The sequence below is a fragment of the Sphingomonas sp. S6 genome, from assembly GCF_043498045.1.
Lineage (GTDB): Bacteria > Pseudomonadota > Alphaproteobacteria > Sphingomonadales > Sphingomonadaceae > Sphingomonas.
Genome location: NZ_JBIEOE010000022.1, coordinates 1 through 23465, shown reverse-complemented (window position 1 = coordinate 23465; position 23465 = coordinate 1). Strand labels below are relative to the sequence as shown.

General features: G+C 64.5%; 24 protein-coding genes and 1 pseudogene. 21 read left to right on the top strand and 4 right to left on the bottom strand.

Annotated features, from left to right (window positions below; translation table 11 throughout):
• Positions 1–198 precede the first annotated feature (198 nt).
• Positions 199–630 (bottom strand): hypothetical protein, encoded by a 432-nt coding sequence (locus ACGVWT_RS17890; protein ID WP_184116619.1) that lies wholly within the window; start codon positions 628–630, stop codon positions 199–201.
• A gap of 188 nt (positions 631–818) precedes the next feature.
• The gene (locus tag ACGVWT_RS17885) at positions 819–1280 is read right to left on the bottom strand and encodes a hypothetical protein (protein ID WP_066773308.1); all 462 of its coding nucleotides are present in this window, start codon (positions 1278–1280) and stop codon (positions 819–821) included.
• Positions 1281–1699: 419 nt separating this feature from the next.
• Here ACGVWT_RS17885 and ACGVWT_RS17880 point away from each other — a divergent pair, with 419 nt between their 5' ends.
• The 20 genes from ACGVWT_RS17880 (at position 1700) to ACGVWT_RS17785 (ending at position 20707) form a co-directional block, all read left to right on the top strand.
• Entirely contained in the window at positions 1700–2020 is a 321-nt protein-coding gene (locus tag ACGVWT_RS17880) for a TrbC/VirB2 family protein (RefSeq protein ID WP_066708110.1), read from the top strand.
• Positions 2021–2079: 59 nt separating this feature from the next.
• The gene (gene traL, locus ACGVWT_RS17875) at positions 2080–2370 is read left to right on the top strand and encodes a type IV conjugative transfer system protein TraL (RefSeq protein ID WP_066773306.1); all 291 of its coding nucleotides are present in this window, start codon (positions 2080–2082) and stop codon (positions 2368–2370) included.
• 1 nt (position 2371) lies between these two features.
• Positions 2372–2944, top strand: coding sequence for a type IV conjugative transfer system protein TraE (locus tag ACGVWT_RS17870; protein ID WP_066773304.1), 573 nt, complete (start codon positions 2372–2374; stop codon positions 2942–2944).
• Between the two features lie 59 nt (positions 2945–3003).
• Positions 3004–3759 (top strand): type-F conjugative transfer system secretin TraK, encoded by a 756-nt coding sequence (locus ACGVWT_RS17865; protein WP_066773423.1) that lies wholly within the window; start codon positions 3004–3006, stop codon positions 3757–3759.
• Between the two features lie 3 nt (positions 3760–3762).
• Positions 3763–5106: a TraB/VirB10 family protein gene (locus ACGVWT_RS17860; protein WP_066773302.1), complete on the top strand. Its 1344-nt coding sequence runs from the start codon at positions 3763–3765 to the stop codon at positions 5104–5106.
• Positions 5093–5965, top strand: a complete 873-nt coding sequence (locus ACGVWT_RS17855) for a DsbC family protein (RefSeq protein WP_066773299.1) — start codon at positions 5093–5095, stop codon at positions 5963–5965. The genes ACGVWT_RS17860 and ACGVWT_RS17855 overlap by 14 nt, the downstream gene beginning before the upstream one ends.
• Positions 5962–6984 carry a conjugal transfer protein gene (locus ACGVWT_RS17850; RefSeq protein ID WP_183937302.1) on the top strand — a complete coding sequence of 341 codons (1023 nt, stop codon included), beginning with the start codon at positions 5962–5964 and terminating at the stop codon, positions 6982–6984. The genes ACGVWT_RS17855 and ACGVWT_RS17850 overlap by 4 nt, the downstream gene beginning before the upstream one ends.
• Positions 6981–9560 (top strand): type IV secretion system protein TraC, encoded by a 2580-nt coding sequence (gene traC / locus ACGVWT_RS17845; protein ID WP_066773547.1) that lies wholly within the window; start codon positions 6981–6983, stop codon positions 9558–9560. The genes ACGVWT_RS17850 and traC overlap by 4 nt, the downstream gene beginning before the upstream one ends.
• A 5-nt stretch (positions 9561–9565) precedes the next feature.
• The gene (locus ACGVWT_RS17840; protein WP_066773545.1) at positions 9566–9925 is read left to right on the top strand and encodes a hypothetical protein; all 360 of its coding nucleotides are present in this window, start codon (positions 9566–9568) and stop codon (positions 9923–9925) included.
• Positions 9922–10623, top strand: a complete 702-nt coding sequence (locus ACGVWT_RS17835) for a TrbI F-type domain-containing protein (protein WP_082731337.1) — start codon at positions 9922–9924, stop codon at positions 10621–10623. Before ACGVWT_RS17840 ends, ACGVWT_RS17835 begins: the two co-directional genes overlap by 4 nt.
• A complete protein-coding gene (locus ACGVWT_RS17830) occupies positions 10604–11155 on the top strand; it encodes a S26 family signal peptidase (protein ID WP_394427582.1) in 552 nt (183 codons plus the stop codon). The genes ACGVWT_RS17835 and ACGVWT_RS17830 overlap by 20 nt, the downstream gene beginning before the upstream one ends.
• Positions 11152–11790, top strand: coding sequence for a type-F conjugative transfer system protein TraW (gene traW / locus ACGVWT_RS17825; RefSeq protein WP_066773540.1), 639 nt, complete (start codon positions 11152–11154; stop codon positions 11788–11790). Before ACGVWT_RS17830 ends, traW begins: the two co-directional genes overlap by 4 nt.
• Positions 11790–12068, top strand: a complete 279-nt coding sequence (locus tag ACGVWT_RS17820) for a hypothetical protein (protein ID WP_066773532.1) — start codon at positions 11790–11792, stop codon at positions 12066–12068. The genes traW and ACGVWT_RS17820 overlap by 1 nt, the downstream gene beginning before the upstream one ends.
• A 32-nt stretch (positions 12069–12100) precedes the next feature.
• Positions 12101–13081: a conjugal transfer pilus assembly protein TraU gene (traU, locus tag ACGVWT_RS17815; RefSeq protein ID WP_231728706.1), complete on the top strand. Its 981-nt coding sequence runs from the start codon at positions 12101–12103 to the stop codon at positions 13079–13081.
• 12 nt (positions 13082–13093) lie between these two features.
• A complete protein-coding gene (gene trbC, locus ACGVWT_RS17810) occupies positions 13094–13837 on the top strand; it encodes a type-F conjugative transfer system pilin assembly protein TrbC (protein WP_066773518.1) in 744 nt (247 codons plus the stop codon).
• Positions 13838–15631, top strand: coding sequence for a conjugal transfer protein TraN (locus ACGVWT_RS17805; RefSeq protein WP_066773516.1), 1794 nt, complete (start codon positions 13838–13840; stop codon positions 15629–15631).
• Between the two features lie 34 nt (positions 15632–15665).
• Positions 15666–16016, top strand: a complete 351-nt coding sequence (locus tag ACGVWT_RS17800) for a hypothetical protein (protein WP_066708155.1) — start codon at positions 15666–15668, stop codon at positions 16014–16016.
• Complete coding sequence (locus ACGVWT_RS17795; protein ID WP_231728705.1) at positions 15997–16911, top strand: conjugal transfer protein TraF; 915 nt, start codon at positions 15997–15999, stop codon at positions 16909–16911. The genes ACGVWT_RS17800 and ACGVWT_RS17795 overlap by 20 nt, the downstream gene beginning before the upstream one ends.
• A gap of 92 nt (positions 16912–17003) precedes the next feature.
• Positions 17004–18386 (top strand): conjugal transfer protein TraH, encoded by a 1383-nt coding sequence (locus ACGVWT_RS17790; protein ID WP_066773556.1) that lies wholly within the window; start codon positions 17004–17006, stop codon positions 18384–18386.
• A gap of 11 nt (positions 18387–18397) precedes the next feature.
• Positions 18398–20707, top strand: coding sequence for a conjugal transfer protein TraG N-terminal domain-containing protein (locus ACGVWT_RS17785; protein ID WP_394427577.1), 2310 nt, complete (start codon positions 18398–18400; stop codon positions 20705–20707).
• Positions 20708–20813: 106 nt separating this feature from the next.
• Here the strand turns inward: ACGVWT_RS17785 and istB are convergent, their stop codons facing one another.
• Positions 20814–21542 (bottom strand): IS21-like element helper ATPase IstB, encoded by a 729-nt coding sequence (gene istB / locus ACGVWT_RS17780; RefSeq protein WP_315462536.1) that lies wholly within the window; start codon positions 21540–21542, stop codon positions 20814–20816.
• The gene (gene istA / locus ACGVWT_RS17775; protein WP_315462537.1) at positions 21529–23040 is read right to left on the bottom strand and encodes an IS21 family transposase; all 1512 of its coding nucleotides are present in this window, start codon (positions 23038–23040) and stop codon (positions 21529–21531) included. The genes istB and istA overlap by 14 nt, the downstream gene beginning before the upstream one ends.
• Positions 23041–23150: 110 nt before the next feature.
• On the opposite strand from istA, the pseudogene ACGVWT_RS17770 reads away from it, so the two are divergent.
• Positions 23151–23333 (top strand): annotated as a pseudogene (locus ACGVWT_RS17770) (FAD-dependent oxidoreductase); the annotation flags it as partial.
• Positions 23334–23465: the final 132 nt, after the last annotated feature.

Below are 23465 nucleotides of genomic sequence, written 5' to 3'. Positions count from 1 at the left end.
TGCACACGGTCCTCCAGCCCGCGTTCAACCTCCCCCTCCCCTTCCGATCCCGGGGGGCGTCAGATGCTCTAGGAGCCCTAAGGGACGCGAGATGGCAGGGCGGCGGGAGGTCTGTCCGGGACGGCGTGGCGGTGGTGACAGCGCCAAAAAAAAGGCACCTGAAGCGGTGCCCAATCCATCATTTCAGTCGAGGTGCCGTTAGAGCCCGTCGGCCTCTCTCTTTCGCAGCCGGAGCCCCTTGCGCTCAGCTAGGTCCGCATACCCTCGCTCGAAAGTCTCACATACCAGCTGCTGGATCTGCTGGCCGTGCTCACCCTTCACGTCGCTTAGATCCAAGCCGCCGATCGCGGACACAGCGTTCGCCAATCTCGGCGCCAATCCGCCGAACATCGTCGCGAGGAATGACGTCAGGCCTGCGGCCTCCTCGCGATCGTCACCCGACATGCAGCCGAGCAGCTCGGTCCCGAAGAACGCTTCTGACTGCGTGATGCCGAGCGCGGCGCAGATCGCCTGGGCCTCGTCCACGCGCATCGGCCGGCGCTTGGCCGTGTCCGAATGCAGGATGCAGTGGAGCCTCGTCCGCTTCATCATCGGCGTTGAAGCCTCGAGCACGCGGAACGTGACCCGCAATTCCTTCATCCTCGCGAGGAGGAAGTCGGCAAGTTCTGGCTTGGCGCTGCTACTGCTTTCGCCAGAATTGTAAGGATTAGACGCTCCCACCTCAGGGCACTCCCCACCCGCTAGCTTCGACTCAGGTACGCCCGAAAATGACAGAATGGCAACCCTGCCGTTAACGTTAATTTCATGTTTCCGAGGTGCTACCTGATTGGAATCACGTTCGTTTCGGTTCTTTTTGCCGCAGCTCGAAAGGCCTGGGCGTCCTCAACGTCCAGCCCCAGCTTATTAATCACCTCCGTCGTGTTCTCCTCAACGATGAAGTCGAAGAGGACCAGTGAAACGGCGGACGCAAAACTTACCGATGATCCGATAACCTCTTGAAGGTCTGGGATCGAACCGTCGATCGCCTCAGCGCTGCTTTCGAGGATCGTCAGTGATAGGCCGACATCGCCATCAGTTGGGATGATCCGCAGATGCTCCTTCAACGAGCCTGGTCGGTAGGTATCCTTGATTTGGGCGGCCGAGGAAGATCGATCGTTGACCACGTCGTTGATCGAAAGAAGTCTCTTCTTCTTGTTCGAGAAAAGGCGGATGCTTTCGGTTACGAGCCGAAAGAACGTTTCCGAGATCTTTAGATCGAAGGCGCGTTCACCCGCCGTCATCTTAGAAGAAGTCCTCACCTTGATAGCACACCCTGAAAAATACCGTCTCCGCGGCGTTTTAGCACCATCGAGTCCGCGTTGTGTAACACAATCAAAGAGCGGAGTCGCATCGCGGGATTAAGGCCTTCGCGCCGCTGTCCTCGCACGCGGACGCGTGTCCGCCAATACGGACAGCTGTCCGCTATTACGGACAGGCGTTCGTAAACGCGGACAGATGTTCGTGGGGGCGGACAAGTCGTCCCGAAGCGCGGGACAAGAGCCTGATTGGTAAGCTGGCAAAGCTCATTTCGTCGCAATCGCAGAAAAAACTTACGGCAACCTTACCAGTTCCTAAACGCGCCGATTGCGCGAATTTTTTTCCCGGTCGAGCCTTTGGTTGGGCGCGCTGAAATGCGCTCAATCAAAGGAGACCTTTCGTCATGAAGACCATGCTCAAGATGGGCCGTCGCGTCGAGACGGCCGCACTGGCCACCCTCGGCGTCGCAGCGGCTGCGGCCGTGATGGCCTCGCCCGCCTTCGCGGGTGCCGACGGCACGTTCGATACCGCGCTGAACGCCTTCACCGGCTTCCTCGAGGGTTCGGGCGGCAAGATCATCACCGTGCTGTCGCTGGCCGGCGGTGTCGTCGGTCTGGCCTCGGGCCGCTTCTCGCTCGGCCAGGTCGCGATCCCGGTGGGCGTGGGCGTCGGCGCCGGCACCGGCGTTCCGATCGTCACCTCGACCGTCACCGCCACCATCTAACTCGATCCGGCACCGGCGGAGATAGCAGCTCCGCCGGCGTCGTCACTGAAGGTGGCGTGATGTCAGCCGATAAGTACGTGATCCCATCGCACTTGGACGACCCTGAGCTTATCGGCTTTTGGACGTTGGACGAGTTCCTAGCGATGGTCATCCCCTTCACGTGGGGGATCCTGTCCCAACACATCGTCATCGGGATCGGCTTCGCCGTCCTGGGCTGGTGGGCACTCCGTAAGGCCAAGGCGGGACGGGCGACATCTTGGTTGATCCACCTGGCATACTGGCACCTCCCCGGCGGCTTTCCGTCTCTCAGGGCCACGCCACCTTCCTATCTCCGACTGATGGTGGGCTGACATGGACTATTCCTACCAGCACGCGCAGAGCCAGCGTGTCCTTCGCCAGCGCAATCTTCTCGGCATCGCCGCCCTTGTGCTGGCAGGCGCCGTCGCACTCCTCCTCCTCATGTCCGCGACCCGTAGTCGTGAGATCGTCCTGCAGCCGGTCCTCGGATCGCCGGTGACGGTCTCCAGCAGCGGCGTGTCGCGCGAATATCTCGAGCTCGTCACCCGCGACACGGCGGTCCTGACGCTGAACCGATCGCCCGGCAGCCTCGACTATTGGATGAAGTCGGTCCTCGCGATCGTCTCCCCGAGAGCGCAGGGCACGATCAAGGCCGACCTGCTGAAGATCGTCAACGAGCAGCGCAATTCGAGCATGAGCCAATTCTTCACGCTCGAGGGCATGGAGATCGACGCCAAGCACCTGCAGTCTACCGTGACCGGCAAGCTCAGCACGGTGGTCGGCCAGAAGATCGTGTCGAGCGAGCCGCGCACCTTCATCTACGACTGGGAGTATTCGGGCATGAGCCTGAAGCTGGTCGGATTCAGCATGGCGCAGCCGAAGGGCCGCCTGGGAGGCTCGCTGTGACGGACGCATTCTACGCCTTCGGCAGCGCTGCACTCGGCACGGTGCTCGCCTCGCGCACAATGTGCTGGCTCAGCCGCATCGCCGGCGCGGCGCTCATCGCAGTCGCGGTCTTTGTCTTTGCCGCGCCTGCCTTCGCAGCCAGCGACCAGACGCTGATGGTCGCGGACGGCGCGCAGGTGTCGTGCACCGCGTCGGCCAAGGATCTGACGCGCATCAGCCTCGTCGGCGACGAGTTTGCCGGTGTCTCGAAGATCAACACGGGCAACCCGTCGGACGACTTCTCGGTCGTAAACGAGCCAGTTCGCGGCGACATCTACCTGTCCGTTCCTGAGGGCTTCAACCGCCAGACGCTCTCCTTCTTCGGCACTTCGAAGCGCGGCTATGTCTACAAGTTCGCCTGCCGCATCGCGGGCGACCAGGCGGTGCAGGTGTTCCTCTCGAACCCCGCGATCGCCAAGGCCGACGCGGCCGAGGCGGCACCGACCAAGGTCGCCGCTGCGTCGACTCCTGAGGACGCGGCGGTGTCGTTGGTGCAGGCGATGTACGCGAACAAGTCGGTCGATGGCTACGAGCTGCGCCAGCGCTCTTTGAAGCCGGTCTACGTCGGCGACCTCAAGGTCCAGATGATCTCGGAATATCGCGGCGAGGCACTGACGGGTCGCGTTCTGCGGATCGAGAACAAGGGCACGCAGGAAAAAGTCCTGACCGAGGCACAGGTCGCGCCCGCCAGCGCCCTCGCCGTGTCGATCGCCGAGCCCAAACTCGCACCGGGTCGGGTCACGACCGCCTACCTCGTCTCGCGGAACGGAAACTAAGCCATGGCCATCAAGGACATCTTCTCGCGGTCGCGTAAGCCGCTCGACGGCCCCGAGGCCGCTCCAGAGACGGACGGCGTATCGCCGATCGCGTCCGAGCTCGACGGCAACAACGAGACCAAGAAGAAGCAGCGCATGCTTCTCGCAAGCGTCGGCGCGGTCGGCCTCGTTGCCTCGTCGTTCTGGATCTTCGGCGGCTCGGACAACGCCCGCAAGGTCGACCCCGACAAGCCCGAGCAGGTGAAGGTGTCGGTCGGCGACATGGCGAACAGGACCCTCTCCGAGCAGGAGTGGATGGCGCTGTCGGAGAACCGCTTCCAGTCAGCCGAGAACCAGCTGAAGAGCGTCGACGGCACCAACGCCCGTGTGGCGCAGCTTTCGCAGCAGATCGACGCGTTGAAGGCGCAGAACCAGTCGATGTCGTCGGACGGCCAGCGTGTCGTCTCGGCCTATCAGGCCGAGAACGAGCAGCTGCGCAGGCAGGTGAACGAGCGCGCGGCCGCCCCGCCGCCTGTCCCGGCCGGTCCGCAGGCGATGTACGGCCCGGGCAGCGCTGCGGTGTACGGCCGCGGCGCGGGGGCGCCGCCTGCCGGTCCCGATCTCTCCGCGCCTCGCCTGAGCGAAGTGAAGATGGTCTCGTTCAGCTCGACCGATCGCGGCACTGCGTCCAAGATCGCCAAGGGCAGCACGGTCTACACCGACAGCCCCAACTACCTGCCCGCGAACAGCTTCGCGACCGCCAAGGTCATCGTCGGCGTCGACGCCGCGGCGGGCGTGAACAGCCAGACCGACCCGCTGCCGGTCGTGCTGCGCATCACTGGGCCGGCGCGCTCCGTGCTCCAGAACGGCAAGCTGCTCACCACCAAGATCCAGGGCTGCCTCATCAACGGCGCCGCGCGCGGCGAGCTGTCGAGCGAGAAGGTCTACATCAAGCTGCAGAAGATGACCTGCCCGCAGCCGGGCGGCCGCTATGCCGAGTCCGAGGTGAAGGGCTTCATCGCATTCGGCGGCAAGACCGGCGTGCGGGGTCGCGTCGTCAGCCGCGAGGGATCGCTGGTGAGCCAAGCCTTCATCGCCGGCCTCGTCGGCGGGATCGGGCGCGGCTTCGCGGCCAACACCAACATTGCGCTGCAGCCCGGCAACGTCGTGCTCGCCAACGGCAAGCGCCAGCAGCTCGGGCTCGGCGACATCGCGCAGGGCGGCGTCGGCAACGGCATCGGCGAGGCGGGCGACATGGTCTCCAAGTATCTGATCGAGCGCGCCGAGCAGTACCAGCCCGTCATTGAGATGCCGACGGGTGTCGACGTCGAAATCGTCTTCCTGGAGGGTGTGTATGTCCGCAATTGATTACATCGCCTTCTGGCGTCTTCGTCCTCGCTTCATCGCCACCATCGCGGGTTGCGCGGCTGTCGTCGGCATCGGTGCCGCTGGCGCTGCGGCGGATCTCGGAATCATGTCGCCGTCCAACCAGAAGGTCGCAGCGCTCCTCAAGGCACGGCTGCCAAGGACCGACGTTTCCAAGGTCGACTGCGGCGTCGTCGACGGCCTCTGTGAAGTGACTGCCGGCAGCAATCTCTTCTATGTCGATCGTTCGGGCCGCTACCTCATGATCGGCCGGGTCTACGACATGGAGACGCGGCAGGACCTTACCGCCACCCGGCTCCTCGAGATCAATCCCGACACGCTCATCGGCGGGGCGGCTAAGGCCAACAACGCCGCCAGCAGCGACGAAGCACCGCTAACGCGTGGTGCCGGGTCCCAGCCCACCGCACCTGCAGCGCCGCAGCACCTCTCGCTCACGAGCCTGCCGGCGACCGGCGCGATCGTCTGGGGCAAGCCTTCGGGCAAGACGGTCACCGTGTTCAGCGATTTCCGCTGCGGCTATTGCCGCGCGCTCTCCAACACGCTCCGCACGATGAACGTCCGCGTGATCGAGCGCCCCATCTCGGTCCTGGGCAGCCGCGACCTCGCCAATCAGGTCTATTGCGCCAAGAACCGCGAGGAGGCCCTGCATCAGGCCTACGCCGGTGAGCCGCTGCGCAACGCCGGCACCTGCGACACGTCGGGCCTCGACGCCAACGAGAAGTTCGCGCGCGCCCATGGTCTCTCCGGCACGCCCGTCATCGTCCGCGCCGACGGTGCGATGATCGAGGGCTACCGGCCCAAGGAGGCGCTCGCCGCCTTCATCGCGGGAGGACGGTCGTGAACCCTACCAAAATCGGAGCGCTTGGTCTCATCCTCGCGGGCACTGGCCTTGCCAGCTGCACGACGATGGGTGGCAACATCAAGGGCAACTTCTCGTGCGTCGCCCCGGATGGCATCTGCGCCCCGAGTTCGACGATCGATGATCGCGCATTGGCGATGATCGCCGGCGAGGACGGCGATCGCATGATTACGCCCGCTGGTCCCTACAGCGTGCCCGCAAGCGACGGTCGCGGCCCTCAGAGTATCGCCGCGCGCTCGGTAAGTGGCGGCTTCCAGGCCGCATCAGCCGCGCCGGCGCGTAGCCAAGAGCGGGTGCTGCGCATCGTATTCCCCGCGCAGATCGACGCGGCGGGTCGCCTTCGCGAGCAGACCGCCATTCATGCCGTGGTTGAGCGTGGCGAGTGGCAGCAGGCTCTCGCTGCGAACGCGGTTGCGACCACGCCCTCCGAGGTAGCATCGGCGACGGGCGGCGATACTCTCCTCGCCGCGGTCGATCGGGCCGCCCCCCCCGTCACCGCGTCCGCGGATCCCGCCTTTGATCCCGACATGCCGAGCGCGGCTGCGGTTGCCGCTGCGCGCGTGCAGGCCGATCCTGTTGGCGACATCAAGGACCAGGTCGCTCGCCAGCTCGCGCGCAATCCAAGACGCGTGCCGGTGGCCACCCGGCCCACGTTCCGCCCTGCGCCGACAGGGGTAGCCGTCCAGACTGCACCCGTGGCTCCTGCCTCCCCGCCTCAGGCGCGAACGGCGACGACACAGCCGGTCGGCCCCGCCAAAACCCCCGCCCCTTCCCCTTCCGCGTCTGTTCGCCCTGTCGCGACGACGCCAACGGCGACGTCGGCCGTCACCGTCCCGCTTCATGCAACCCAGGCGGGTCGGACCGCGATCGCATCGGTCGCGGCAAACCCGGCAATCCGTGCGGGGCTCGCGCGCGTCGAGCCTGACGCGCGCGAAGCCGCCAAGGCCAACGGCGTCGTACCGGTGCTGCGCGCTCCCTCATTCCCCGGAGTGGATCAATGAGCTTCCTAAGCGGCCTGCTGGCGATGATCCTTGGCGATAATGCCAAGCCTGAGGGCGGACGGCCCGACACGGCGGTGCCGCGCTTCGTTCACTGGCTGCCGTATCGCAGCTTCGACCCGAAGACGAAGATCTTCTACAATAGCGCGACCCGCGGGTTCGTCCTCGAGTGCACGCCGATGCTCGGCGCGACCGAGCAGAGCCATGAAATGCTCGCGCAATTCCTCTCTGAAGGCATTCCGACGCCGGGCGCGCTGCAGGTTCATGGCTGGATGAGCCCGCGCATCAGCGAGTTGCTCTCCAAGTGGTATCTGCCGCGCTATTCGGCGGCCGGCGTCTATGAGCGCATGGCCAAGCACCGTACCGAGTATCTGCTCGGTGGCGTGTGGAACTCGCTGTCGTCCGCAGCGCCCTTCCACATGCGCAATCACCGGCTCGCCATCTCCTATTCGACGCCGGAATCGAGCCGCGTGTCCAACGAGGAAATCGTCTCCGTGATGGAGGGCCTCGCGTCCGCGCTGGAGTCCATCGGCGTCCATTCGCGCGCCATGGATCCCAAGGCGCTCATCACCTGGATCGATGACCTGACCTCACCGACGACGGCACCGGGTGACGACACGATCACCTACAATCCGTTCGATCCCATCGCCGATCAGGCGGTACGGCACGATCTTGAGATGAAGATCGAGCCCGATCGGATCCTGCTCCGGACCGAACGGTTCCGCCCAACGGGCAAGACGGTCGATAATGCACCCGAGATCGGCGAGATCTACCCCGACACCTTCGACGTGCGCTCGTTCTCGGTGCGCAACTTGCCGCAGCGTTGGGCGCCGTGGGATATGGCCAAGCTCATCGGCGACATGTTCGCCGACAAGCTGCGCATGCCCTGCCCCGTGTCGACCAACCTGTGTCTCGACTTCCCGGATGCGGAGGCCGAGGGGCAGCGCGCCGGTCGCAAGTTCATGCGGACCACGAGCCTTGCGGACTCCAAGTCGGCGCGCATGCTGCCGCAGCTGAAGGATCAGTCGGCCGAGTGGAAGTTCGTCAAGGACGAGCTGCGTCAAGGCCGCAAGCTCGTGCAAGCCTTCTTCTCGGTCACCTCTTTCAGCCCGAAGGGCAAGGGTGACTCGAACGAGCGGACGCTGAAGTCGGTGTACCGCGCCGCAGGCTGGGACCTGCTCGACGATCGCTATCTGCAGATCCAGGGCCTGCTCGCCGCTATGCCGATGACAATGGCGAACGGACTGTCGTTCGACCTCAAAAACATGAAGCGCATGCGGACGGTTCTGACCACGACCGCAGCGAGCCTCATGCCGCTGCAGGGCGAGTATCTGGGTGGCCTCCAACCGCACCTCATGCTGGTTGGCCGGCGTGGACAGCCGTTCTTCTGGTCGCCGTTCGAGAACACCGCCGGCAATCACAATGTCGCAGTGTGCGGCAAGTCGGGCTCGGGCAAGTCGGTCGCTCTGCAGGAGCTGTGCGCCTCGATGGTTGGAGCCGGCGCGAAGGTCGTCGTGATCGACGACGGTCGCTCGTTCGAGCACTCGGCCAAGCTGCAGGGCGGCGCCTTCGTCGAGTTCACCATGGCGTCTGGCTTCTGCATCAACCCGTTCGCGATGATCGACCCTGAGCTTGCCGGGCAGGATGAGGACTATCTCATGGACTGCTTTGCGATGCTGAAAAGCATCGTGAACCAGATGGCGCGGCACATCGACAAGCTCAACGACACCGAGCGCGGCCTGATCGACGGTGCCATCAACAAGGTGTGGGCGGCGAAGGGGCGTAGCGGTTGCATCGATGACGTGATCGCTGCCCTCGAGGAGACGGGTAATCCGGTTGCGACCGACCTCGGTATCGCCATGCGCCCGTTCTCGAGTGCGGGCACCTATGGCCGCTTCTTCACCGGCGACGTGTCGTTCCAGCTGAAGGCGAACCTGACCGTCTTCGAGCTGTCGGACCTGTCGTCGCGCGAGGAGTTGCGCTCGGTCGCGCTCACCGCGATCATGTTCATGGCGAGCCAGGCGATGCGCCGGGAGGATCGCTCCGTGCCCAAGGCGCTGCTCCTCGACGAGGCCTGGCAGATGCTGAAGGGCGGCTCCATGGCCGACTTCATCGAGGCCTATGCGCGTACCTGCCGCAAGTACGGTGCCTCGCTCGTCACCGCCACGCAGAGCATCAACGACTACTACAAGTCGGATGGCTCCAAGGCGGCGCTCGAGAACAGCGACTGGTTCGTCGTGCTGCAGCAGAAGGCCGAGACGATCGCCGACTTCAAGAAGCACGATCGCTTCGAGATGGACGATTACACGGATGCGCTGATGCGCTCGCTGAAGCGCAACGGCGTCGAATATTCCGACGTGCTCATCAAAGGCCCGGAATCGATGGCGGTCGGTCGCCTCGTGCTCGATCCCTACTCCGCGACCGTCTTCTCGTCCTCACCGCGCACCTTCGCGGCGATCCACGACCTGCTCGATCATGGTCTGACGATGGAAGAGGCGATCGAGCGCGTCGCCTACCCCGAGAACCCTGAAAAGTGGAGCGACGCCGGCGACGACGCGCTTCCGATCGCCGCGGAGTGACCGTCATGGCAACGCACGCAAACCCCCTTCTCCCGCTCGCCGCGCCCAAAAGGGCCGGACGGGTCGACTATGGCTTCCTGCTCTACTTTGGGCTGCACATGGCGGGCTTTCTCGCCACGACGTTGCTCATGACGTGGGGGCTCTTCGTGCTCTTCTTCCTCGTCCTGGGCGGCCTGTCGCTCGATGGGATGATGCACCACCTCCAGAACATGACCAGTCGCTATCTGGCGGCCGGATCTGACCGCGTCGACCAGTTCAAGATCACGGTGGGTATAGCGCACCTGATCCTGTCGACCGCCCTCATCTTCTTCCGCCGGCACGCCATCCTGCCGCGCGACCCTGCCGCCCGGGAGCGCCAAGCATGACCGAAGCATCGAGTGTCGACCGCAACGACGATGGCCTTGGCCTGTCGCCCGGTCTCGAAACCACGCCGGTCCGTGCATCGGGCCGCGCGGTGCCGCGGCGGGCTGTCTTCGCGGGCTACACGATGCCGCAGCTCCTTGTCGGCGCGGCGCTCCTGCTGGCCCTGATCTGGGCCATGTGGATCAGCAAGGCCGTTATGGCCGAGAAGCCGCAGCACATCGTGAAGGCGGACCTATCGCGCATTGTCGGCGAATACGTGCAGGCGCAGGCCCGCAGTGCCACGCCGCCCGACCAGGTGCAGGCGCAGATGCGGACCTTCATGGCGGCGCTTGATACCGAGCTTCAGCGGCGTGGCGCCGCAGGGCAGGTCGTCCTCGTCGGCGAGGCGGTCCTGTCGAAGAGCGTCCCCGACATCACCGGCGAGGTCGCCAAGGCTGTCTATTCGACCGGTGTTCGCGTGCCGCAGCCCGCCTCTCCCGCTCAGATGGGTGCCATGATGCGTGGACAGGCTCCGACTGCTCCCGTTGCTGCCCCCGTCGCCGTTGCGCCTGAAGTCACGCAGATTCCGACTGGTGCTCCCGCCCCATCGCCCTTTGGCGCGGTAGGGATGGACACGGCTCAAGCGGTCCCCGCCCCGGCCCCCGACCTTAGCGCTGCTGGCGCCAGCGTCTCGACCTTTGGTGGTCCCAGTGGCCAGTAACGCGGTCAGCGCACCGGCGCCGACTGAGCGCTTTCGGCCGAGGAAACGGCTTTGGGCGGCGCTCGGCCTTTTCATCGCTGGTGGCGCGTCGCTCAATGCACTCGCGGAATGGCGCGATACCCACGCCCTGCTCATCAACTCGTCAGAGTCGTTGCCGAATTGGGCCTTCGTGATCCACAAAACTGCGACGCCAGCGCGCGGTGAATACGTCTTCTTCGTGCCTCCTGCCTCGCCGCTCGTCGTTCGGCACTTCGGTGCAAAGAAGCAGATGTTCGGCAAGATCGTCTATGGCATGCCGGGCGACCTGGTTGAGCATCGCGGCGCCGACGTCATCGTCGCCGGTAAGCTCGTCGCGCACATGAAACCGCTGACAAAGTTCGGCGAACGACTTGTACCCGGCCCGACCGGCATCATTCCGCGTGACTGCTATTTCGTCGGTAGTCCGCACAAGGATGGCTTTGACAGCCGGTATGCGGCGATCGGCTTCGCGTGCGCGAACAAGATCGTCGGCGTCGGAAAGCCGATCCTGTGAAGCGGGCGCTGGAGTCCGTCGCGATCGTCGCCCTCCTCTCGGTTTCGCTGAGCTCGGCGACCCGCGCGAGCGACCATGGCATCGTCGGGCAGACATTCCCGATCGTGGAGCCGGATCTGCTCGCTACGATCGAGGCGAAGCTCCAGCGGCTGCAGGCGAATGGCGACATCGATCGCATGAATGCGGCCTTCGCTCGCAGGGCGGAGGCCCGCGTGCGGCGTCCGAAACCCGTCGCCGGTATCACCCCCGCGACCGAAGCGCGGACCTGGGCCTATGACCCGACGATCACGATCGAGCGCGACGTTCAAGATCAAAAGGGCAACTACATCGCCCGGCGTGGTCAGACGGTAAATCCACTCGATTTCACCGCCGTCACCCAGGCTCTGGTGTTCGTCGACGGTGACAACAAGGCCGAGATGGCGTGGGCGACCGCCCAATACAGCGACCTCAAGGCCAAGATCATCCTCGTCAGCGGCTCCCCCCTCGAGGAGATGACGGCGCGGCAACGCCGCTTCTACTTCGATCAGGAAGGTCGCCTGACGGGCAAGCTCGGCATCCGGCACACACCCGCCGTCGCCGTGCAGGACGGCCGCGTCATGAAGCTCTCCGAAATCAAGCTGAAGGGAAACAGCTGATGCCTCTGTGGCTCGATCTCCTGAAGACGCCGATGGCAGCGCCGGAAACGGCGGAGCTGCGCGGTATGCGCCGCACCTTCCAGTTCCTGTGCGTGGCATCTGCGGTTGGCGTCCTCGCCATCTCTCCGCTTGTGAAGCTCTTTGGTCGCCCCGCGTCCTTCGTGGTGGCGGCCGTCCTCGCGACGACGGCCCTTCACACGGCGCTCTACGTTTTCCGGAAGAACCGCGCGGACAACGCCTACCTCGACGCCGCCACTTCGCCGGAGGAGGCCGCGTGAAAGGCCTGCGCCTCCTCACCCTCGCGCTCTCCGTGTTCGCCCTATCGGCGGTGTTGAGCCCGCGCGCGGAGGCGCAGTCGAAGTGTACCGGCAAGTTCGTGAACCCGATCACGGATGTGTGCTGGTCGTGCCTGTTCCCGCTTTCGGTCGGTGGCCTCAAGATCTGGCCGAGCAATCGTCCCGACACAGACAACCCCAGCTTGCCCGTCTGCGCCTGCGGATCACCCGTCCCGCGCATCGGTATTTCGGCCGGCTTTTGGGAGCCGGTGCGTCTCGCCGACGTGTCGACCAAGCCATGGTGTTTCGTGAACCTCGGCGGGACCAAGATCTCGCCCGGCTTCGACATCGGACAGGGCAATTTGTCGGGGCCGTCGCAGAAAGGTGGGAACGGACAGAACACGTCGAAGTGGCATGTCCACTGGTACGTATATCCGCTGCTCTACTGGATGGAGATCCTCGCAGACTTCGCCTGCTTCGAGCAATCGTCCTTCGACATCGCCTATATGACCGAGGTCGATCCGCTCTGGCAGGACGACTCTCTCACCGCGCTCATCAATCCTGAGGCGGTGCTCTTCTCCTCACCGATCGCGCAGGCCGCGTGTGCCGGTGACTGCATCGCAGCGACCGCCAAGCTGCCTCTCGATGCGACCTTCTGGTGCGCTGGCTGTCAGGGACCGATGTACCCCGTCAACGGCAACATCGCTGCCTCGATCGGCCACGTTCAGGCGTCGCGCCTGGCGCTTGCGCGCTTCGCCTTCAAGATCCACCGCGAGGGCCTCGCGTGGGGCACGATGGGCTCCAAGGGCCTCTGCAACAAGTACCCGATGCCGGTGCTGCGCAAGCAGCAATACCGCGTCCAGATGACCAACCCGATCCCGACCGTCAGCGGCAAGTATGCCTGCTCGCCTCTAGGTGCCTCGACCATGCCCCCGCAGGCTGGCCGGGCCTTCCCCGTGAAGGGCGAGGACATGGGCTACCTCGTCTGGCGCAAGCGCAACTGTTGCGTGCTGTGAGGAACCACTGACATGCGTCGCTTCACCATCGTCCTCGCTCTGGTCGCCACGATCGGCGGGATTCAGGCAATCGCTCAGACCGTCGACGGTCTGGATCTCGACGCCATCAAGCGCCGCTCGGCGGCCATGCAGGGCGATGCCGAGACGTTCGCCGACCACGTCCGCAATCGTGGCGACGCCTTCCGCGAAGAAGCCGTGGCGGTCCAGACCAAGGCCACCGGAAACCTCGTCGAGCTGGCGAAAGCCGACCTGCCGGTGAACGGCGACGGTGCTTTCGATTTCGATGAGATCATCAAGGGCGCCAGCCAGAACGTCTCGTCGACAGGCCGGGGCGACGCGCCTCAGTTCATAGCGTTCGCCAGCCTCTCGATGCCGGTGCCGGCGCTTCGCCAGCTGATCGCCGACACGGCGAAGGCCGGGGGTGTGGTCGTCTTTCGCGGTTTCCCTGGCAATTCGATGAAGGCGTTCAGCGAGGCGTTGAGCAAGGTCGTGACCGAGAAGGACCAGCTCTCGAACGTCGGCATTGATCCCCGGCTTTTCCGTGCCTTCGATGTTCAGGCCGTGCCGACCTATGTGGCGGTGTCCTCCGACTTCGACCTGTGCTCGGGCCTTAACTGTCGCACCGCGGTGCCCGCGCACGATCGCATCACCGGTAACGTCTCGGTCCGCTATGTGCTCGATACCTTCGTGTCGGCCCGCGGACCGGGTGCCGGTGTCGCCTCCGTCGCGCTGCGCAACATGGCGAAGGCCAGCTAGATGAAGCGGGTCGCCGCCTCCCTGTTTCTCGCCATCCTCGTGGGTGGCGCCAGCGGCGTCATCGCGCAGACGACGATCGAAGAGGCGCGTCAGCAGGGCAATGCCATGGGCAAGGCGATGCGCGCCGATGATAGCCTCGGCCCGAATGAGCTGAAGCTGCAGGAGCTGCCCGGGTATGGCGGCACCGATCTGCCAGAGAAGGGCTATTTCGACGATCCCGACAAGCTGACGATGGATGGGAAAGTCGCCGCGCCGACGAGCGACGCATACGGCACCGTTACCGACAAGGGCGGCACGCGGCCGAGCTTCAGCAATGCCGAAATCCTCGCTGCGACCTCGCGGGGCACCGCGATCGAGAAGGATCCCGAGACCTATCTCGGCGGGCAGGACATTGGCGGAAGCCAAGGCACCTGCACCGCGCTTCCCCCATCGGTGGGCTCGAAGGGCTATTACGAAGCGACGTGCAACAAGGGCTCGAAGGTCACGCAGGCCAACGAGATCTGCCGCGGCAATATGGTCCCGCACGTCGTCAACACCGCCCGCTATTTCTACTACGGCGTTCTCGACAAGAACGAGGGCTACGGCTTTGCCCGCAATAGCGTCATGCAGGCTCGGACCGCGGCCGGCGTCTGCCGTACCGAGCCGGTGTCGAAGCACATCTGCGACGCGCAGATCGACCTCGGCGCAGGCGGCACCAACGTCGAGGACTATCGCAAATTCTGTAAGGGCAAGCTGAGCGGCACGGCGCAGCTCTATTCCTGTTCGAGCGAGCTTCCCGCCAGTGACACGGGTAGCCACCAGAATTTTCGCACCGGCACGGTCTACTTGAAGAAGGAAGGCGAAGTCAGCGTGTCCGTCACTCGCAACGAGGGCACCTGCCCGTCGCTTGCCGCAGACACCAGCTGCACGCCGCAGGCGGCCGAGGTGTGCACCGAGGGCCCTGAAACACGCACGATTGAAGGCTTGCCAGTGACGCAGAGCTGCTGGGCCTGGTCGCGCACCTTTACCTGCCAACGGCTCGAACCGGCGAGCGACTGCGGCTCGCTGGACGACAACAAGCAGTGCAAATTCCTGCGCGACGAATGTCTCGACGATCCCCAGTCGGGGGCCTGCAAGGTATCGCAGCGCGTCTATAGCTGCCCGCTGCCGGATGACCCGGCGTCGACCGACAAGCAGTATGTCTGCGGCAACGACGTCTACTGCCTCAACGGCAACTGCGAGCAGATCGAGCGCGAAGCCTCGACCGAGTTCAAGGACGCGCTCGTCGCGCTTCACTCGATCGGCGACGCCGGCAAGCAGTTCGATCCGAACAACCTGACGGTCTTTTCCGGCGAGCGCGGGACCTGCAACAAGAAGATCTTTGGCGCGTCCAATTGCTGTTCGGGCAAGGGTGTGCCGTTGCTGACGCCTTGGCTGTGCAGCTCGGCCGAGAAGCAACTCGACGAGAAGGACGACAAGGGGCTGTGCCACAAGGTCGGCTCCTATTGTTCGGACAAGGTGCTCGGCATCTGCGTCACGTCGAAGGACGCCTATTGCTGCTTCGGCAGCAAGCTATCCCGCATCCTGCAGGAGCAGGGCCGCCAGCAGATCAACAAGCCGTGGGGCAAGCCCAAGGACGAGACCTGCAAAGGCTTCACCATCGAGGAGTTTCAGCGCCTCGACCTGTCGAAAATGGATTTCTCGGAGGTCTATGCCGAGTTCATGGACGCCGCGAAATTGCCCGACGAGGTCAGTGTCATGACCGACATCCAGCAGAAAATTCAGGGGTATTATGACCTTCACGGGGGCAAATGATGTGGAAGGTCCGGGGGGACCATGCGCCGTCGACATGTCGGTGCTCGACCTCGCCATCTTCCTGCGGATCCACCGCTCCGGGCGCGGCACGTCAGCCGGCGAGGTCGCACAGACGGTCGGGCACTGGTTCGACTGTCAGATCGACCCGCGAGAGATCGAGCGATCGTTTCCTCGCATGGTCGACGCCGGTTGGCTCGTGCGCCGCGACAGCGGGATGCGCGCCACGATCAAGGGCCGCAAGCACGGCCGCAGTCACCTCCGTGGGATCGTCCGCATGCTCGATCAGGGCACCAAGATGCTCGACGTCGCGCGGATGATGCACGTCCTTCAACTCGCAATGATTGAGCTCGACGGGGAGCACGACGATGATGACGATCAGGGATAACCGCCGCGGCCGCGTCGCCGCCACGCTTCTCATGCTCCTCGCAGCTGCCGCGCCGGTCGCGGCGCCGGCGGGGGCGCAGTCGCTCGATCTCCAATCAGTGGCGATGGCCGATGCCGGCGACGACGCGGAGAGCGAGGACCAGGTGCAGCCTGAGGTCCTCGAGGCAAACGTCGATACGCCTGTTCAGGGTGACGATTTCTACTGCGGCCAGCGCCGCCTCGGGCAGTGGTTCTATTGCGAGCGTCCGAAGACCCCCCCCAAGTCCCCGCAACCTGCCCAGCAGGCTCAAGCATCGGCGACGGACCGGATGAAGGCGATCTCCAAGCAGCTCAACGAGCTGAAGAACCGCGCCATCCTCGAGCCGACCGAGGCCAACGTCATTGCCTATGTGCGCTATCAGCGCGAGCAGTTGGATCGGGCCTCCACCTTCTCCGACACCTGGCAGCGCGCGCTCTGGCAGAACCCCGACATCGACTACACGCTGCAGCGACCGGTCTCCACCGTCGGCAAGCGTGCCTGGACCGATAACCGCAGCGCAACGCGCGATCAGGCGCTGTCTCGTATCGGCCAGCGGTACGGCATGTTCTACTTCTTCGCGCAGAGCTGCGCCGCGTGCGAGGTCTTCTCTCCGATCCTCCGCTCGGTCGCCGACAGTCATCGTATGACCGTGATGGCCGTCTCAACCGATGGTGGTCCGAGCCGAACCTTCCCCAATTACGTGGTCGACAGCGGCCAGCGCGAGCGCATGGGCGTGCCGCTGGCCACGCCTGCGCTCGTCCTCTTCGACACCGTGACCCGCAAGACCGTGCCCATCGGCTTCGGCGTCATGTCGGCCGACGAGGTCATGGAGCGGATCTTCATGCTCACCAACACCAAGCCGGGTCAGGATTTCTGATGACCGCTACCACCTGCAAACCCCGCCCCTCCCCCTTCCGCGTCTTCCTGCGGCGGTCCGCCGCGGTCGTCGCGTGCCTCGGGGCCGCGAGCATGATCCCGGTCGACATCGCGCGTGCCGACGTCGCCGGGCAGATGAATAGCTTCTTCCAGGACGCGGGCGGCGCCGCCAATGTCACTGGCCCCAGCGCATATCAGGGCCAGAGCGCCGGATACTATTCGATGGGCAATGTCTGGACCCGCTTCCCGCAAAAGAGCGTGCAGCCGCTCAATCTCCAGATGCCGAGCGTGCGCGCCGGGTGTGGCGGCATCGACATCTTCACCGGCTCCTTCTCGTTCATCAACGGCGCCGAGATGGTCGCTATGCTGAAGGCGACCGCGAACAACGCGCTCGGCTTCGCGTTCCAGCTCGCGATCGACAGCGTCTCGCCCGAAATCGGCAAGGTCATGGATGGCATGGCCAACAAGGCGCAGCAGATGAACCAGATGAACATCTCGTCGTGCGAGGCAGCGCAGGGCCTGGTGGGGGGCCTATGGCCGAAGATGGCCGGAGCGCGGTCCAACGTCTGCGCAGCGATCGGCAACAGCCAAGGTATCTTCTCCGACTGGGCGCGGTCCCGTCAGGAGTGCGGACCGGGAAATAAGCAGGAGTCGACGATCGACGCCAACACCGATCCCAAGGTGGCGGAGAATGCGGCCGGCACGCCGCGCAACTACACCTGGGACGCAATCCAGAAGTCCAATAAGTTCGGCACCTTCGATCAGGCGTTCTCGGAATACCTGATGACCCTCGTCGGCACGATCATCGTCAACCCGAAGGGTGGCGATGACGGCGGCCCGGCTGTGGTCTTTCATGGGCCTGCCGAGGAGGCGGTCGTCACCGCCCTTCTCGATGGTACGGGCACGGGCGGGCAACCGGTCAAGTTTCTGAAGTGCGACGAGCAGCTGAAGTGCCTCAAGGTCACCGAACAGAATCTTCAGATCGCGACCGGACTTCGCACGAAGATCAAGGGCATGATCGACTCGATCAACTCGAAGATCCGCACCGACAGCGCGCTCGACGTTGGGGAGCAGCAGCTCCTCAATATGACGACGATCCCGCTCTACAAAATGCTCGCGGTCCAAGCGATGGCACACCAGAGCTTTAATCCCGGTGAGACGAACGCTCTTGCCGAGATCGTCGCTGTGAACATGCTCTCGGCGATGATCGACAACATGCTCGATCGGATCAGCCAGTCATCGGTCCAGGTCCAGTCGGGTGACGTCGACGTCAGCAAGGCATGGCGCGAGCAGCTGGCGTCGGCACGTGACCGCTACTCGCAGCGCGACTTCAAGCTGAACGACAAGCTCAATCAGACGATCTTCCTCATCAACAAATCCGTGATGCTGGAATCGACCCTGCAGAACAGCATGTCGCCGGCGATGGCCGCTTCGCTCAATTTCTCGCGCGGGCTGAGCGCGCAGGGCCTCAACTAAGGACGAACGGCATGGTCGAGGTCTTCACGATCGGCGGTGGCGAATACATCGTCAACACGTTCAACGCCGTCGCAGCGTGGACGGGAGGGGGCGGCTACCGTTCGCTCCTTCGCGTCGTCATGGTCCTCGGCCTGATCTATTCGCTTCTGTGCGTCGCCTTCACGATGAACGTCCGCGTCTGGATGAACTGGTTCATTGGCTCGACGCTCATCTACATGTGCTTGATGGTCCCTACCGTGTCGGTGAAGGTGACCGACCGCATCAACCCGTCGCTGGCCCCTGCCGCCGTTGCCAACGTGCCCCTCGGGCTGGGCGTGATCGCGAGCTTCACCAGTCAGGTCGGTGACTGGCTCACCCGCACGGCCGAGACGGTCTTCACGATGCCAAGCCAGCTGAACTACTCAACCAACGGCATGGTCTATGGCGCGCGCCTTTTCGACGCGACGCGCAATTTCGAGATCCGCGACGCCGAGTTTGCGACCAACCTGTCGGCGCATTTCAAGAACTGCGTGTTCGGCGACATCATGCTCGGTCAGAAGTCGATGACCGACTTGGCGAACGCGAAGGACCTATGGAGCGCGATGGGGCCGGGTTCGGTCGCCCGGTCGCAGCCTTGGGTCAGCCGCAACGGTGCGTCGGTGACAAGCGACATCATCACGTGCAACAACGCCTACAACCTGCTCTCAGAGCAATGGATGCCGATGATCGCGGCGCACACGCCGATCTGGTCGAAGCAGGCCTTCCCCAAACTCTCGACCGCCGTCGCCTCGGCTAAGCTTCGTGCCGATGTTCCGATCGTCAATCAGGCCTTCACCGCCTCGAGCGCCAACTACGAAGCCGTGATGCGGCAGAACACGGCGATCAACGCGTTCATGCAGGCTCGCGACGGGATGGCCGGCGGTCCGGGCGCGGCGTCGATCGATACCTTCGCCACGACGCGGGCGGACATTCAGGCGCGCAACACGTACAACTCGATCGCCCAACAGGCGATGAGCTGGGTTCCGATCCTCAACATCGTGCTCACGGTCGTGTTCTACGCGATGTTCCCGGTGATTTTCCCGCTCTTCCTGATGCCTCAAACGGGGGTCGGGGCGCTCAAGGGCTATCTGACCGGGTTCTTCTACCTCGCGTCTTGGGGGCCGCTGTACGTCATCCTCCACATGATCTGCATGACGCGCGCCACCAGTGCCGCCCAGGGCGCAGCGGAAGGAGGTATGTCGCTAGGCACGTTCGCGGGCATCGGCGCCGTCAATGCCGAGACGGCCACGATCGCCGGCTTCATGCTGATGAGTGTGCCCTTCCTCGCGGCGGGTCTCGCCAAGGGCGCGATGAGTATCTCGGGTCAGGCGACATCGGTCCTCAACCCGGCTCAGAACGCAGCTGAAGCGGCTGCGGCCGAGCAGACGACCGGCAACTATTCTTATGGCAACACGAGCTTCGCCAACTCGACATCGAACATGCGTCAAAGCAACAATTGGCAAGACACACCCATGTTTTCGTCGGGTGCTGCCGGTTCGAGCTTCCGATTTGACAATGGTGCCACCGCAAGCAGCTATGGCAACGGCCACTCCGTAATTGATACAAACGGGGCAATTAGTCGATTTGAGAGCACGCCGACCCTCAATGCGGGCTTCCTTTCGGATATGAAGACCACGAAGAGCGCCTATGACCGATCTGCTGAAAGTGACGAGGCCTCTGCAGCGGCGTTGACGACATATAGCCAGACGGGTCGTTGGGCCACCGGGGTTTCTGCCGAGCAAATCCGAGGCTGGGAAACGGGATCAACCTCGCAGCATACTGCGACGGTCGACCGGAGCGTCCGTAACAGTCAGGGCACATCTACCGGCCTCGAGGATCAAAGCGCCATTACGCAATCGAGGCGGCTTACCGACGGCAACAATCGTAGCGCTGAGACAATCGACACTGTTCGTGGCACGATCGGAGCCAGCATCGGCGGGGGTGGCGGTCGCCGTTCCAGTCCTGCTCCGGAAGGGGCAGGCGCCAACACTCCAACGACGGGCCGCGGCGGATTGCTCGGTCGTGCCGTTGGTGCTCTTCCCTCGATTGGTGGAGAGGTCTCCAAGACCGGGATCCAAGGCGACCGCCTCAGTCACAACGCGGATCAATCTCGCGGCACTGATGATCGCAATTCGACGACGCAGAGCGTCCGCGACGACACCACTGTCGCCAACGGCGCAAGCATCGGCGATACCGACACAAACCGCTCCGGGACGTTCGCTCGCGGCAGCACCTGTCAATCGGCGTCCAAAAAGGACCCCCTATCGGCGTCCAAAAGGGACCCCCTTCGCCGAGCAGCATAACGGGTATGACGGGTGCGCCGTTCGCGCTGGTTGCGGCGTAGGGCGGGCGTAGCCCGACCGGAGGCGCAACCAGCGCGAAGCGTCTTCTTCCGGTGGCCCCCGGGCGTCAGCTGCGATGCTTGAAGCGCCAGCTGTCGTTGCCTGTTTCGACGATGTCGCAGTGGTGGGTAATGCGGTCGAGCAGCGCGGTGGTCATCTTGGGGTCGCCGAAGACGGTGGGCCACTCGCCAAAGGCGAGGTTGGTGGTGACGATGACCGAGGTCTGTTCGTAGAGCTTGCTGACGAGGTGGAAGAGCAGTTGACCGCCCGAGCGGGCAAACGGCAGGTAGCCAAGCTCGTCGAGGACCACGAGGTCCAGGCGCGAGAGCTGGGCCGCCAGCGTGCCGGCCTTGCCGAGGCGGGTTTCCTCCTCGAGCCGGTTCACCAGATCAACCGTGTTGAAATAGCGCCCGCGGGCGCCGGCCCGTACTACATTGGCAGTGATGGCGGTGGCGAGATGCGTCTTGCCGGTGCCCGTTCCGCCGACCAGCACGACGTTGCGCCTGCCCGGAAGAAACGAGCCGCTGTACAGCGAGCGCACCAGCCCCTCGTTGATGGGAGTGTCGTCGAAGACGAAGGCGTCGAGGTCCTTCACCGCTGGCAATCTGGCGGCCGACATTCGGTAACGGACCGACGCTGCATGGCGATGGGCGGCTTCGGCGCGGAGCAGGTCGGTCAGAACCTCCATGGTCGTGCGCTTGCGTTGCAGGCCGGTGGTCACCGCCTCGTCGAAGGCACCAGCCATGCCCTTGAGGCCAAGGTCGGCCATGGCCGTCATCATCTCATGCCGCTGCATGGAGACCTCGCAGGCTGTCATAGCGGTTGCAGTCGGCGCGGGGCGGATGGAGCAGTGCCAGGTCTTCGGGTGTGACAATGGTCAGCGGCCGGGGCGGCTCGCGTCGGCGGGCCAGGATGTTGACGATGACGTCGTCGCTGGCGGTGCCGGCCAGCAATGCTTCGCGCACGGCCGCTTCCACTGCCTCCAGCCCGTCGTCGAGCACGGCCGCCAGCACCCGCACGAACCGCCGGTCGGCGTCATCCCCGGCGCCGAGCTTGCGACGCAGCCGTGACAGTGCGGGTGGCAGCTCCCAGCCCTGGAAAGGTGCGCCGTTGCGCAGGGCGCCCGGCTTGGTCGCCAACACCGGCAGATAATGCCACGGGTCGTAGATGGTCCGGTCGCGGCCAAAGAACCGGGGATGGTCGGCGACGACGTCACCATCGCAGCGCACGACGATGCGGTCGGCATAGGCACGGACCTGGACGGTGCGCCGCACTACCCTGGCGGAAACGGAATAGCGGTTGCGGTCGAAGCTGATGAGGCACGTGCCGCTCACCGCATGCTCGCTCTCGTGGAAGCCGTCGAAGGGCGCGACAACAGGCTGGAGTACAGCTTGTTCGGCTGCCCATGCCTGGGCGACCGTCAGTTCCTTCTGCTCGGGATGCTGGTGCAACTCTGCCCAGCGCCGACATTCGGCCTCCAGCCAACCGTTCAGCTCCTCGAGGCTGGCAAAGCGCAGGCGCGGCTGGAAGAACCTGCCGCGTGCGGTCTGCACCTGGTTCTCGACCTGCCCCTTCTCCCAGCCGGCTGCCGGCGAACATGCCGTCGGTTCGACCATGTAGTGGTTGGCCATGACCAGGAAGCGCCGGTTGAAGACCCGCTCCTTGCCGGTGAACACACTCGTCACCGCCGTCTTCATGTTGTCGTAGATGCCGCGCGTCGGCACGCCTCCGAAGAAGGCAAACGCCCGCGCATGCGCGTCGAACAGCATCTCCTGTGTTTCGCGCGGATAGGCCCGCACATACATGGCCCGCGACGCGCACAGCCGCACATGCGCGACCTTCACCCGCATCGGCTTGCCCGCGATCTCGACGTCCTCGTGGCTCCAGTCGAACTGATAGGCCTCGCCCGGCCGGAACAGCAGCGGGATGAACGCCGGCGCATCCATCACATCGCGACGCCGAACCTGCCGCCAGCGCGCTGCATAGCGGCGCACCGCGTCGTACGAGCCGTCAAACCCCTCACGCAGCAGCAGATCGTGGATGCGCGTGAGCCGCAGCTTCTCGCGCCGCGGCCGCGCCTCGTCTTCCTCCAGCAACGCGTCCAGTCGCGCCTGGAACGGCCCCAGCTTGGGCAGCGGCTGAACCTCGCGTCGGTAGCCCATGTCCGCCTCCGGCGCCCGGATCGCCTTGCGCACAACCTTACGCGACAGGTGCAGGTCCCGCGCTATCGCCTTGATGGCCTTCCCCCACGCGTGCTCGCGCCGGATCCTCAACACCGTCTCCAATACCAGCATCCCGATCTCGCCGCCTGACACACCGCCAAGCGAGCAGCCTAGACCACCGGGATGAGGGGTCCCTTTTCGACGCCGATCACCCCGCTACCGGGGTCCCTTTTCCACGCCGATCCACAGGCTACGGCGATCTGATCTGGGCGGCAGGCGGACGGCCGCGACGCCTGACCTGCGCGGGCAACGACCTTGCCGGTGTGCATAGTGTGCGCGATCGCGCCGATGTCGACCGACTTCGCGCGGAGATGAAGCCCGGCGTTCGCACCGTCATCGTCGGCGGTGGCTATATCGGTCTCGAGGTCGACTGCCGATTCCGATGAAGCCGCCCCTCGTTTCCGAGATGATTGCGCCCCTTCGTTCCGAGATGATGTCGCCCCCCCGGAGACAGGGCCGTGCTGGCTACGTCTGTTGTTATTTCGTTCGTGCCGGTC

Excerpts from the sequence above, each read along its gene's own strand:
- ACGVWT_RS17885 (WP_066773308.1), bottom strand. The coding sequence starts at position 1,280 with ATGACGGCGGGTGAACGCGCCTTCGATCTAAAGATCTCGGAAACGTTC.
- ACGVWT_RS17880 (WP_066708110.1), top strand. The coding sequence starts at position 1,700 with ATGAAGACCATGCTCAAGATGGGCCGTCGCGTCGAGACGGCCGCACTG.
- traL (WP_066773306.1), top strand. The coding sequence starts at position 2,080 with ATGTCAGCCGATAAGTACGTGATCCCATCGCACTTGGACGACCCTGAG.
- ACGVWT_RS17870 (WP_066773304.1), top strand. The coding sequence starts at position 2,372 with ATGGACTATTCCTACCAGCACGCGCAGAGCCAGCGTGTCCTTCGCCAG.
- ACGVWT_RS17865 (WP_066773423.1), top strand. The coding sequence starts at position 3,004 with ATGTGCTGGCTCAGCCGCATCGCCGGCGCGGCGCTCATCGCAGTCGCG.
- ACGVWT_RS17860 (WP_066773302.1), top strand. The coding sequence starts at position 3,763 with ATGGCCATCAAGGACATCTTCTCGCGGTCGCGTAAGCCGCTCGACGGC.
- ACGVWT_RS17855 (WP_066773299.1), top strand. The coding sequence starts at position 5,093 with ATGTCCGCAATTGATTACATCGCCTTCTGGCGTCTTCGTCCTCGCTTC.
- traC (WP_066773547.1), top strand. The coding sequence starts at position 6,981 with ATGAGCTTCCTAAGCGGCCTGCTGGCGATGATCCTTGGCGATAATGCC.
- ACGVWT_RS17840 (WP_066773545.1), top strand. The coding sequence starts at position 9,566 with ATGGCAACGCACGCAAACCCCCTTCTCCCGCTCGCCGCGCCCAAAAGG.
- ACGVWT_RS17835 (WP_082731337.1), top strand. The coding sequence starts at position 9,922 with ATGACCGAAGCATCGAGTGTCGACCGCAACGACGATGGCCTTGGCCTG.
- ACGVWT_RS17820 (WP_066773532.1), top strand. The coding sequence starts at position 11,790 with ATGCCTCTGTGGCTCGATCTCCTGAAGACGCCGATGGCAGCGCCGGAA.
- trbC (WP_066773518.1), top strand. The coding sequence starts at position 13,094 with ATGCGTCGCTTCACCATCGTCCTCGCTCTGGTCGCCACGATCGGCGGG.
- ACGVWT_RS17805 (WP_066773516.1), top strand. The coding sequence starts at position 13,838 with ATGAAGCGGGTCGCCGCCTCCCTGTTTCTCGCCATCCTCGTGGGTGGC.
- ACGVWT_RS17800 (WP_066708155.1), top strand. The coding sequence starts at position 15,666 with ATGTCGGTGCTCGACCTCGCCATCTTCCTGCGGATCCACCGCTCCGGG.
- ACGVWT_RS17795 (WP_231728705.1), top strand. The coding sequence starts at position 15,997 with ATGATGACGATCAGGGATAACCGCCGCGGCCGCGTCGCCGCCACGCTT.
- ACGVWT_RS17790 (WP_066773556.1), top strand. The coding sequence starts at position 17,004 with ATGATCCCGGTCGACATCGCGCGTGCCGACGTCGCCGGGCAGATGAAT.
- ACGVWT_RS17785 (WP_394427577.1), top strand. The coding sequence starts at position 18,398 with ATGGTCGAGGTCTTCACGATCGGCGGTGGCGAATACATCGTCAACACG.
- istB (WP_315462536.1), bottom strand. The coding sequence starts at position 21,542 with ATGCAGCGGCATGAGATGATGACGGCCATGGCCGACCTTGGCCTCAAG.
- istA (WP_315462537.1), bottom strand. The coding sequence starts at position 23,040 with ATGCTGGTATTGGAGACGGTGTTGAGGATCCGGCGCGAGCACGCGTGG.